The following is a 12,223-nucleotide window of genomic DNA, read 5'->3' on the forward strand; positions in this document are numbered from 1 at the left end:
ATAACCAACTGGCCTAAAAAGGTCCGTTGGTTTTGTTTTTATAAAGTTTTAGAAATGGATTTTTTATGAACTTTTTCAAAATCACTCTTTTATCAACATTACTTTTTACAAACGGCCTATTCTCTCAAGAAAGCAATACAGAAATTAAAGCTAACGAGAATAAGATTCCCGAAAATATCTCTAAAAAAACAATTGCTAGGCCTGCACCTAGTATAAATGGACTACAAGTTCATTCACTTGGAATTGGACTAGGACAAACCTTTTTAAAGGGAGACTTTGGCCGTAACGGAGAAGACTCAATTACAATCGATATCTATCACAATTATTCAGCAAGTTATTCGTTTGATTTTTTATCAAATATTCATCTTTCCAAACATACATATGGAAATCATCATACAGTTATTCCAGGTATTGCCTTTGCAATTAAATCCAAGTTTTTTCAATTTGATAACTTTTCTCCTTATGCTCTTGGAGGTTTAGGGTTCTACAGACCTTATGTAAAAGATGAGCTTGGAAGATCTGAGGCAAAAACTAGATTTGGAGCGAATTTTGGTTTAGGAGTAGAATTAAAACTTAACAATCGAATGACAACAGGTATAATTGGCCATTATCATAACCCTTTTGATACAAAACAGTTTGGGAGGCCAGAAATTGACGGATCGTATTTCAAACTACTCCTCACAGCTCTCTATTCATTCTCAGGATTTTAAAAACCTTTATATCGTCACAGGTAAAGGGGGAGTTGGAAAATCACTGTTATCTCTGTCTTGTGCTTATTACATTTCTGAACATACTAAAGGGAAAAAGAAAGTCTTGTACTTAAATTTTGATGACCAACTTCCAGTTGAAAAGAAAGTACTAGATGAGCTCAAAATTGAATATTTCCCACTTTCTTTAGAAAAAAGTGCACAAGAATATATGTCTCGGAAATTGGGTTCTGCAACTATTTCAAGCTGGATAATGAAAACTCCATTTTTCAATGGACTATTTAATATAGTTCCTGGACTTGGAAATCTCATTCTCATAGGACATGTAATAGATATTATAAATAAAGAACCAGACACGATAATTGTGGCCGACTCTCCTTCTACTGGACATTTACTTTCTATTTTGGAGTCTCCTAAAAACTTTTTCCAAATTTTCAAAGAAGGTGCAATTGTCAATGATATAAAAAAAATGCAGACGTTTATGGAAAACAAAGATTATTTTCAAATAATCATTTCTTCTCTTCCAACAGAACTATCTGTAAAGGAATCACTTGACCTTGAACAAGAACTTAAAAGTATAGGAGATTTTGCTATCAGATTGTGTTTAAATGAAACTCTAAGCGATTTTTTTAATGGCCCACAAATTCAGACTCAGTTTCTTAAAAACAAAGTCGAAACCGAAAAAAATTTATTACAACTTTTCAAAAATCAACATGTCACAAAGATAGCTTATTCAACAAATTTTGATACTGTTGATAAAATTCGTGATATTGCGAAGAATATAGGACAATTGGTATGTCACAAAGATGTGAATTAGAAGTATTTTGTGGGACAGGTGGCGTTGGGAAAACAACATTAGCAACATCTAGGGCCATTCATCTTGCTTCCCTAGGACGAAGAGTACTTCTCATCACAATAGATCCTGCAAGAAGACTAAAACAAGTCTTAGGACTAGACCTACATAAATTTGGGAAAATTGAAGAAGTTAATTTAACACTTGAAAACAATCAACACATTACTTTTGATGCTGAATTACTTAATCCAAAAGAAACTTTAAAAAGAATTTCTGGTGCAAATGATGATGTACATTCAAATCCTATCCTTGATATTTTATTAAGGCCATATGGAGGACTTAATGAAATTATGTCTGTGTTAGAAGTACAATTTCATTTAGAACAAAATAATTATGAGACGATTGTATTAGATACACCACCTGGTCAACATTTCATTGATTTTGTTGAGGCCGCAAAAAAAATAGAAACTTTCTTTGACAATTCCTTCTTAGATTTTTTTGCCTATTTAAATAAGAAAATTGAAACCAATGTGAGGCCACCATCTTTTCTAAAAAAAATTGTCTCTTCAGGTGTAAAGAAATTATTAGGATATCTCGAAATTGTCACCGGTAAAGATTTTGTCGAGCTGTTTGTTGACACAATTTATATCCTCAATTTAAATAAAGAAGTCTTTCTCACGGCAAAAGATTTTCAACTCCAACTTAAAAACGAAGAATATAACCATTGGTTTGTAATCTTATCTGTTGAACAGAGTAAAGTCGATAGTATGCAAGATTTACTTTCGCAGTTTAATGAAATCACAAAAGGGAAGAAAACGATTTTAATTAACAAATCCCTCAAATCTACTCTTGATGCAATAAATCTTGATACCATATCTGAAATTGAAAAAACTTTACTTAACAATTTCTTAACGAAAGAAAATATTGCATTGAACTCTTTAGACAAACATAATATTCCTGTTCTAAAATTTGGTCTGATTTCTGATCAAGACCCTTTGAATCAGGCCAAAGAGTTAGCTGTATATTGGAAATCTTATTAATTTTCATGGAGGAGCTATGGCCCATATTACAAGTAAACAGATGCTTGAAGAGTTTGTTCTGTCAAATTGGAATTGTATCAACAAACATATTGATAAGCTCATGGAAAAAACCCCTCCCCCGCTCTACACAAGTGTTGATATTCGTGAAGGTCATGAAAAATTTGCTCCAGTAGATAATAATCTCTTTCCTGCAGGGTTTAACAATCTTTGTCAGAGAGATCTCGATAACGCTTCATTAGTTTTTGCAAACATATTCGAAAAACAAAATATAAAAGTAGTTGGAATCTATCCCGAATCAAACACAAGAAATCTTTTTTACCTAGATCATCTGGCCATACTAGGAAAAACAATTCGAGATGCAGGGGTAGAAGTCTATTTTTTGACATTGGATGAAACTCTTTTCGAAGATAACGATCAGATCGTTTTAACCAGTCAATCAAAATATTCTTTAACGTTTCATTTAGCGAATGTCGTTGAAAATAGACTTAAAATTAAGGCGGCTCACAAGATTGATCTATGTATTTTGAACAATGACCAATCTAAAAAAATTGGAATTCATTTAGAAGATTTGGATACTAAAATTTGCCCACACCCGGAACTAGGATGGTACAATAGAGAAAAATCAATCCATTTTGAACTTTATTCACAAGTCCTTGAAGAGTTTTGCAAAGAATTTTCAATCGATCCAAACCTGATGCAAGCAAAGTTTAAGGCCGTTCACGATGTCGATTTTAGTGAAAAAGAAGGACTGGAGTTACTTGCAACTCAGGTAGACAACTTAAAGAAAGAAATCGACACAATGCAAAGTGTCTTTATAAAGGCCAATAAAGGTACATATGGAATGGGTATTAGTGTCGTCGAAAGCGGGCAAGAAATCTTAGATTTAAATCGTAAGGGCCGCAATAAAATGGATATAGGAAAAAATAACTTAAAATTCACATCAATTATTGCTCAAGAAGGTGTTGAGACCATCATAAAGTATGATAGTATGCCCGCCGAGATTACAATATATTTGGTGAATGGCCAAAGCGTAGGTGGCTTTATGCGGGCAAATAATCAAAAAGATGCTAGAAGTAATTTGAATAGTAAAGGAATGGTTTTCAAAAAGTTTTGCATCAGCGAGATTAAAGAAAACCAAGATCACAATATTAAAGAGGCGCTCTACTCTATCATAGCAAGGTTATCAACTCTTGCTGCAGGCCATGAGATAAAGAGATTTGGGGCCGAATAAAGGATAAGGATTTATTATGATGAAAGGGGCCAAAGAAAACATCTTGCAAGCAATTGGTAACACGCCCATTGTGAAGCTCAACAGTATTACTAAAAACATCGCGTCTGAAATATATGTAAAATGTGAATTTATGAATCCCGGTGGTTCTATAAAAGATAGAATTGGGGCTTATATTTTAGAAAAATCAGAAAAAGCTGGTTTAATTAAACCTGGTGCGACAATTATTGAAGGTACTTCTGGAAATACAGGAGTGGGTCTGGCCATGTATTGCAATATTAAAGGTTATAAATCAATCTTTGTCATGGCAGACAAACAGTCACAAGAAAAAATAAATAATCTTAAGGCCTTTGGTGCACAGGTTATTTTATGCCCTACCAATGTTGCTCCTGAATCGCCTGAATCTTACTATAGTGTTTCAAAACGACTAGCAAATGAAATTCCAAATTCAATTTATATTAATCAATACGACAATCTTTTGAACCGAGATACACATGTTAATATGACTGGCCCTGAAATCTATAAGCAAACGGAAGGTGATTTCGATGTTTTTATGGCCGGAATTGGTACTGGGGGAACAATTTCAGGGAATGGTATGTATTTAAAATCAAAAATGCCTAATTTAAAAGTTGTAGCAGTTGATATAGATGGTTCAATTCTTAGGCACTATCACGAAACTGGAGAAATCTCTCAGGCCAGGCCATATGTCTTGGAAGGTATTGGAGAGGATATTATACCTCTAAATGTAAATTTTGATATTATCGATCAATTTGTCACTGTCTACGATAAAGAATGTTTTCTTATGACAAGAAGACTTTTACAAGAAGAAGGGATCTATGCGGGAGGATCATCTGGAGCAGTTGTGCAAGGAGCACTAAGATATGCGGAGTCTCTTAAAGAACCCAAGAAAATCCTCTGCATCCTACCTGATTCAGGAAATCGTTATGCTTCAAAGATTTATAATGACGAATGGATGAAAAAGGGTGGCTACCTTTCAGAATAAGATTAATACTTTTTAGGAGCTTATATGTCCAAAAATTTTAAGGACCTGCATTTTGATAGTAAAATTATTCACGTGGGTAATGAACCGGATAGAACGACAGGATCTATCATTCCTCCCATATATCAAACTTCAACCTATGTCCAAAAATCCCCTGGTGACCATAAAGGTTATGAATATACCCGAAGCCACAATCCGACTCGATCTAGATTAGAAGAATGCCTGGCCTCATTGGAAAATTCAAAGCACTGCCTCGTCACTGCAAGCGGAATGTCTGCTGTGATGCTCATAATGCATGCTCTTCCGGCCAAGAGTAAAATAATCTGTGGAGATGACGTTTATGGAGGAACCTATAGACAGTTTTCGACAATTATGAATTCAATGCATGAATTTACATTCGCTGATACAACAGACTTAAAACTACTTGAGAAATTATTAAAAGATAAAAGGCCAAATCTTTTGTGGTTAGAAAGTCCAACCAATCCAATGCTTAAAATAACGGATATTAAAAAGGTTTGTGCCTTAGCTAAAAAGACCAACACAATGGTTGTGGTTGATAACACTTTTATGAGTCCGTATTTCCAAAACCCACTTGAATTAGGTGCTGATATTGTACTTCATTCAATGACGAAATATATAAATGGGCATAGTGACGTTGTTGCAGGATGCTTGATGACTAATGATAAAAAATTCTATGATCGACTTTGGTATATGCAAAACTCAATTGGCCCTTGTCAGTCTCCCTTTGATTCATGGTTAATTTTAAGAAGTTTAAAAACGTTGTCTGTTAGAATGCGCGCACATGAAGCGAATGCTAAAAAAATAGCTTTATTCCTAGAAGGACATCCCAAAGTAAAAAGAGTTATCTATCCAGGTTTGAAGTCTCATCCACAACACTTAATTGCAAAAAAACAAATGCATGGTTTTGGAGCGATGATTTCTTTTATGATTAAAGGGGATCTAAAAGCTGCAAAGATTTTTCTAAAAAATGTAAATCTCTTTTCACTAGCAGAAAGTTTAGGAGGAGTAGAGAGTTTAATTGAACATCCAGCAATAATGACTCACGCTTCAGTTCCTAAGAGTGAAAGAGAAAAGTTAGGGATATCAGACAGTCTTATTAGAATCTCTGTCGGGATAGAAAACGTAGATGATCTTATTGATGATCTTAAATCAGCTTTCGCCAAATGTTAAAACTCAACATTTGGCACAGGTGCTTGAGGAGTCTGTTCTTGTTGATCAGTTTTTTCATTCGAACTTGTTTCTGATGTTTCAAGAACAGCTTTGTAATCCTGTCCCCTCGTAAGGACTTCTTTATCTCTAAGATACTTAAGCATTAGCTGATAGGCGCAGAAAAATTTTCCATGGGAAGAGTCTAAATCTTCTTTATATCCTTCTGCAAAAATCAATCCATCATCCTGAACAATTGATACAAGCTCTGAAAAAGATTCACAAAAACTTGATTTGGAATTATTACAATTTTCCCATTTAAAAACATCTAGACCTGTTTCGCCATATTTAATATGAACTGGTGCCCTACAAACATCAACAATCCATCTTCTTTTGATAAAATGATAGCTTTGATGCTTTAGTTCAATGACACAACCTCTTTTGTTCACAGATATATTTCTTTGCAATAAACCAAACAAACCAGTTTTATGTGAAACCTCAGTTTTAAAGTTTGTATCAAGACATTGTTTTTCATCCATTGAGTACGTTGTAAGAGAAATGATGAAAGCAATAAGAATAAAATTAAACTTGGACAATAACATTTTGATCGACCTCGATTACAATGGCCGTTGCATCATAATCAAGAAAACTAGCGGCCATATCTTTTTTAAGCTGATAGAAGAGTTCAGTTAAAATCTCCCTCGGTTCATTATGAATGATACTTTCAATAAAGTCATCTATTTCCATACCATTTATGACATCATTACAATTTTTCAGAAAGCCAGGAGATAAAACAATTATTTTTTCTCCCCTATCTAGCATTTGAGAAATTGAGGCCTTCTTAAAGTTTTCAGGGACAACTTTTAGATCATTGCTCAAAAAGAGGTGTTGGTTAAAATTAGAGATAAAATGAGTTTCACCAAAATTATGTCCATCTACACTCATTGTCCGAAGATTAAATCGTAATAAGATGAGGTCAAGGTCTTTTTCCGTTGGTTTTTTAAATTGTAGTGTTGAAATTTCTTGATGTACACCTTTGAGAAAATTTTCCATTACTTCATCACTAAAATGAGTGAGTGATTTTATGGCCTCAAAATGAGACAAGATTATACTTGAAACAATATAAGAGCTAGATGAAGAGACAAAGAGAACAATTTCATTTTCTGTTTTCAAAATGTCATAAAACTCACCGCCAGATTTCACTCCTGCGGCATATTTACTATAGAGTTTGAGACCTTTTAGTTCTTCAGATCTTAAGGGAACAACTGCTTCATGGATCCTTTTAATTCGTTCGAGCTGTCCTACTGAATATTGGGTCAATTCTTCTACTTGCTGAACCATATTTTCATCAACAATCTTTTCATTTGTTTGAAAAAAACGTTTTAAAGTTTTCTTTAAATCCATGCCCAATAAGTCATCATTTGTAGAAATATCAATTATATCAACTGATCCCTCATTTAAATTTCCATAGGACGATATTTCTTTTGAGTCCTTATCTGAAATATCATTTGAGTTGTAAAGTATGACATAATTCTTATTTGTTTTTTCTAAATAAGAAATATAATGAATAGAGTCTTTGCTATACATCACAAAAAATAGATGCTTGGTTGTATTTAATTCCTTAAGTTCATCTATACTTTTGCAAATAGTAGATTCAACATCGGTAGGCAAAAGAGAGACAATCCTTTTTTCAAGTTTTAAATCAAAGTCGACCAGTATGATCTCCATACACCCCTCTAGAAAGATAATAGAACAATATGACACAAAAATGCCTCTTTTTTGAGGTTTTTTTTCAAAAAAAGTTATTGACTAGTAAATATAACATACTGAAATTGCACCTTTTTGAAGGATTTACTCAAGTTTGTCAGCAAATTGACCGAAAATAGTATCGTGCGTAGTTAGTAAAATGCATAGAGGAAATAGAGTTGAAAAAAGATAATGTAATACAACTTGATTCAGTTTACCTAAATGTTACTTTATTAAAGTTAATTGAGGAAAACAAAAATCTGAAAGTATTTAGTGAGAAGGCCTTTGAAAATTTATCCAAGTCTCTTCTTAAGGCCCTGCAATTAAAAGATGACTACACATACGGACATAGTGCTAGAGTTGCATTTTATTCAAGAAGACTTGGAGTTGAATTAGAATTAAGTGACCAAGAGTTATTTGAGCTTGAATTGTCTGGTTTATTTCATGACATTGGTAAAATTGGGGTACCGGATAGTATACTTAAAAAACCGACACGTCTTGATCATGAAGAATTTCTAATGATGAAAGAGCATCCAACGATGACCTATGAAATTCTCTTAGAAGTTGAGGGCCTAGAAAAAATTGCTTTAAGCGCCAAGCATCATCATGAAAGATTTGATGGACGAGGATATCCAGAGGGTTTAAAGGGTGACAATATCCCTCTCTTTTCACGTGTTATTCTCATAGCTGACACATTTGATGCAATGACCTCAACCAGACCCTACAGAAAAGGTCTTCCCTATGAAGTGGCCTTTCGAGAGTTACGTGATTTTGCTGGTGAACAATTTGACCCACATCTTGTTGAAAAATTCATCGAGGCGATGATCAAAGATCAAAATGAAAAAACAGATAATTTCTCAATTGAAGTTCTTGGTAAAAAATTCAATAAGGAAGCGGCCTAAGTTATTCTCTAAGAAATATAAATTTTATATATCTTTTTGTTCTTTTGGCCTTGTCATTTTTATGCGGCATCTTTCAGTATGCCTGGTCTTTTCTTGAAATTTTTGACAAGGTAATCTCCAGACAAGACTGCAATATTTTTATTATTTATAAAGATAGTGCCAAGAATTGATTTATGATCATTTGTAAATTCTTCAACCTTATTAAGAGTTGCTCCGATATCATCTATATTTCTTACCATAAGTCCAAATAATTTATTTTCAAATCTCACGACAATCACATTTAGAATATCTTTTTCTAGATAGATATCAGTTGTATTACTTCCAATTCCACCAATAATTTCAGGATTAATTAAAGGAAGCACTCCTTCTCGATAGCGCATGAGAGATAAAGATCCTGAATATTCAACGCTTTTAGATTTAAATTCTTCTAGTCTGTGTACAGAATCAAGTGGAATTGCATATTGCTGGCCATTAAGAAGAGAAAAAATCATATATTCATCTTCCTCACCTGCAACTTGATTACTACCAAAATAATTTTCATAATTTTCATCGAAATCATTCATGATATTGTTATTTTTTGCAATGCCTTTGAGATTAAGAATTAGTGCAATTTCATCATCTCCTATTAAAGTAGCACCTAGATAGTGTTCAATTGGTTTTAATTGATCAGAGAATTTTTTAACAACAATTTCTTCAATATCATAAATTTCATCTACAATAAGTCCAAACTTAAAACCTTCACCTTTCACTATTACGATCTTCTCAATAACTTCGTCTTCAACTTTCATAAGAACATTAGATAGAGAAAGTATAGGAATCAATTCGTTATGATGTTTAAGAACTTTCCCTCCTTCAATTTTGTGAATTTTGCTGTGATAATCTTTTTCATCAGTACTGGCCAACGAGATGACTTCTGCAACTTCATCAAGAGGTAAAGCAAATCTTTTATTTTTGCTGGTTATCATAAGTGAATTGATAATAAGAACAGATCGAGGCACAGGGAGAATCATTAGAAATTTTGTTCCCTCCCCCAATTTTGAATCAATGAGAATTTTGCCACCGATTTCTTCAACAGATGAGCGAACCATATCCATACCAACACCACGTCCTGAAATATCAGTAACTTTTTCTGCGGTTGAAAATCCTGATTCGAAAATCATCGTAAAAATTTTGTAGTCAGACATTTTAGAGACTTGCTCTTCTGTATAAAGGCCCTTTTGGATTGCCTTATTTCTTAATTTCTCTGGATCCAATCCTTTCCCATCATCTTTAATTTCGACAAAAATATTTTCGCCATCTTGATAGGAATTTAAAATAACAGTTCCCTGCTCAGGCTTTCCAGCGGCCTTTCGCTCTTGGGCATTTTCCACTCCATGGTCTACACCATTTCTGACAAGATGGACTAAGGTATTATTTAATATTTTAGCAATTATAGTATCTACTCGTAAATCATCGCCTTTTAATATAAGTTCAATATCTTTTCCTAAAGATTTTGAAGCATCTCGAACAATACGTTTCATTGGACGATAAATAACTTCCACAGAAACTTTTCGCATTTCTGTAATTTGTCCCTGAAGTAATGACATTACCTTTGATAGGTCTTCAAGATTTTCTCGAACACCTTCAACATCTCTATCCCCAAAAAACTTTTGTTCAAGTGATTCAGTCGACTTGAATAATGTATTTCTTAAAACAGTTAATTCTCCAGATAATTCCATAGATCGATCTAAAGTGTTAATCCCGACACTGACTTTATCTTGTTTTGCACCTTCCTCATTTTTTGCAACTTTTACTTTTTTCTCAGTCTCAACATCATTTTTTACTTTTGTTACATTTTCTTTTTCAAAATGTTCAAGATTAAATATTTTAACAGCTTCTGCTACATCAATATCAATTTTTCCAAACTCTTGATAAGAACTATACATATTTTTCAATGTATCAAGTCCTCTCAATAAAACATCAATCACTGTATCATTTACTGCTCGAATTCCATTTTTTAGATCATTCACCAGATCTTCATACTTATGGGTGTAGTCAGAAACTTTTGTTAATCCAACACATGCAGCTGTTCCTTTAATTGTATGGAGTAATCTGAAGTAAGTATTTAACGCTGAAATATCTCCTGGTTCATCTTCAAGAACAAGAATTAAAGACTCTATTTCTTCAAGCATAGGAGTAGATTCTTCAACAAAAGAAGAAATCATTTCGAATTCTTCCATGATCATTTTTTTTCTAGTCTGAGCAAAATTATCAATTATTTCATTTAAATCTTCAGGTTTAAATGGTTTATCCACAAATTTACAAATTTGACATTCCATGGCCTTAATGGCCATATCTCGATTCATATGTCCTGTGATCAATGCAAAAGGGATATCACTCAATTGTGGTAACATTCTTGATCTAAGTTCATACCCTGTCATTTTTGGCATTTTAAAATCTGAAAATACCATCAAAACACGTTTTTGGTTTAGATAGAGATAATCAATTGCTTCTTCTGGATCTGTAAACGTAACTAATTTTTCTTCTCTTGAAGCTAAAAATCCCTCATAGACTTCAAGAATATCCTCATTATCATCAATGCAGACGATCTCCAGTTGCATCTCTTAACTCGCTTTCAAATTTTGGAGTTCTTTTTTCTGCTCCAATATTTGTTGAAGATCTTTTTTCAGGGTCATTCTTATAGTTTCTTTACCTTCTTTTTTAAGAAATTGATCTAAGTCACTAAACTGATAGAGAATGAAGTTGATACTCTTATTAAGTAGCTTCATCGCCATGTGTTTTTTTACTGATGCTGTGACAATACTTAGAACTTTTGCATCTTTAAAAGGTTTTTCAATGAAACCATAAGCACCATAACTTAATGCTTCTAAAACAGTGTCTTTTGTTATGTAAGCACTATTTAGAATGACTGGTATGTCTGAATCTATTTCATGAATTTTTTTAGTAAATTCAACTCCAGTGATTCCAGGCATTTTTATATCAGAAAGAACTGTATCAGGTCTAATTCTTTCAATGTCTTTTAATGCTTCATCGGCCCTCAAATATGTATATGCTTCAAAACCTTCAGACTCAATAAGTGATTTTAAAATGAATATAATATCTTCCTCATCATCAACAATCATAATTACCCCTTTAGAATTTCTTTTCTTCTTCTTCGGAGTTAAAGATGTAACATTTTCAGTTTCATTTTCAATTTCAATATCTATTTGTTTCATTGATTCTTTTTTTGTAGGAGTCTCAACTTTGGATGTTTGACCCTTAATGACTTCTTCTAAGGTGTTATTTTTAAGTTTTAAAAATTGTTCCATATTTATACGTTGGAACTCGGCCTGTTCACCTTGTAAAAGTTTGCGAGCTACATCTATTCCATTTAGAAAATAATCAACTTGATTTCGTGCTAATATGTGCCCATCTTTAGTTGATTCAAATAAGCTCTCAAGTGAATGCATATGAGTTTGTAATGAATCCAACCCGAACATACCAGCAGCACCTTTAAGGCTATGAAATGCTCTAAAAATTTCATTAAAGTTATTGTCAAAGTCTGTGTCATCATTGTCTAAGTTTAAAAAGCCATCTTCTGCTGTATCTAGCATTTCTTCAGCTTCAATTAAAAACTCATTTAACATCAAATTATCCATCT

Annotated in this window: 11 protein-coding genes; 7 read left to right on the forward strand and 4 right to left on the reverse strand. The window is 33.1% G+C overall.

Annotation, left to right across the window (positions count from 1 at the left end):
- Positions 1 to 65: 65 nt before the first annotated feature.
- The 6 genes from H6622_10565 to H6622_10590 are packed head-to-tail and all read left to right on the forward strand — an operon-like array spanning position 66 to position 5,959.
- On the forward strand, positions 66 to 710 hold the full coding sequence (locus H6622_10565; protein MCB9061954.1) for a hypothetical protein: 645 nt from the start codon (positions 66 to 68) through the stop codon (positions 708 to 710).
- The gene (locus H6622_10570) at positions 652 to 1,524 is read left to right on the forward strand and encodes a hypothetical protein (GenBank protein MCB9061955.1); all 873 of its coding nucleotides are present in this window, start codon (positions 652 to 654) and stop codon (positions 1,522 to 1,524) included. Before H6622_10565 ends, H6622_10570 begins: the two co-directional genes overlap by 59 nt.
- A complete protein-coding gene (locus tag H6622_10575; protein ID MCB9061956.1) occupies positions 1,503 to 2,540 on the forward strand; it encodes an AAA family ATPase in 1,038 nt (345 codons plus the stop codon). The genes H6622_10570 and H6622_10575 overlap by 22 nt, the downstream gene beginning before the upstream one ends.
- Positions 2,541 to 2,556: 16 nt before the next feature.
- Positions 2,557 to 3,771, forward strand: coding sequence for a glutamate--cysteine ligase (locus tag H6622_10580; protein ID MCB9061957.1), 1,215 nt, complete (start codon positions 2,557 to 2,559; stop codon positions 3,769 to 3,771).
- Positions 3,772 to 3,790: 19 nt separating this feature from the next.
- Positions 3,791 to 4,771, forward strand: a complete 981-nt coding sequence (locus H6622_10585) for a cysteine synthase family protein (GenBank protein MCB9061958.1) — start codon at positions 3,791 to 3,793, stop codon at positions 4,769 to 4,771.
- Positions 4,772 to 4,795: 24 nt separating this feature from the next.
- Positions 4,796 to 5,959: a PLP-dependent transferase gene (locus tag H6622_10590; GenBank protein ID MCB9061959.1), complete on the forward strand. Its 1,164-nt coding sequence runs from the start codon at positions 4,796 to 4,798 to the stop codon at positions 5,957 to 5,959.
- On the opposite strand, the gene H6622_10595 is transcribed toward H6622_10590, so the two are convergent.
- The gene (locus tag H6622_10595) at positions 5,956 to 6,537 is read right to left on the reverse strand and encodes a hypothetical protein (GenBank protein MCB9061960.1); all 582 of its coding nucleotides are present in this window, start codon (positions 6,535 to 6,537) and stop codon (positions 5,956 to 5,958) included. The two genes, H6622_10590 and H6622_10595, sit on opposite strands and share 4 nt — an antisense overlap.
- The gene (locus tag H6622_10600) at positions 6,518 to 7,663 is read right to left on the reverse strand and encodes a hypothetical protein (GenBank protein MCB9061961.1); all 1,146 of its coding nucleotides are present in this window, start codon (positions 7,661 to 7,663) and stop codon (positions 6,518 to 6,520) included. Before H6622_10600 ends, H6622_10595 begins: the two co-directional genes overlap by 20 nt.
- Positions 7,664 to 7,860: 197 nt before the next feature.
- Here H6622_10600 and H6622_10605 point away from each other — a divergent pair, with 197 nt between their 5' ends.
- The gene (locus tag H6622_10605) at positions 7,861 to 8,583 is read left to right on the forward strand and encodes an HD-GYP domain-containing protein (protein MCB9061962.1); all 723 of its coding nucleotides are present in this window, start codon (positions 7,861 to 7,863) and stop codon (positions 8,581 to 8,583) included.
- Between the two features lie 59 nt (positions 8,584 to 8,642).
- Here H6622_10605 and H6622_10610 read toward each other — a convergent pair whose 3' ends face one another.
- Together H6622_10610 and H6622_10615 are read right to left on the reverse strand one after the other, a co-directional pair.
- The gene (locus H6622_10610) at positions 8,643 to 11,183 is read right to left on the reverse strand and encodes a chemotaxis protein CheW (GenBank protein MCB9061963.1); all 2,541 of its coding nucleotides are present in this window, start codon (positions 11,181 to 11,183) and stop codon (positions 8,643 to 8,645) included.
- Between the two features lie 3 nt (positions 11,184 to 11,186).
- Positions 11,187 to 12,221, reverse strand: a complete 1,035-nt coding sequence (locus H6622_10615) for a response regulator (protein MCB9061964.1) — start codon at positions 12,219 to 12,221, stop codon at positions 11,187 to 11,189.
- Positions 12,222 to 12,223: the final 2 nt, after the last annotated feature.

The organism is Halobacteriovoraceae bacterium (assembly GCA_020635115.1).
In the GTDB taxonomy this organism is placed as follows: domain Bacteria; phylum Bdellovibrionota; class Bacteriovoracia; order Bacteriovoracales; family Bacteriovoracaceae; genus JACKAK01.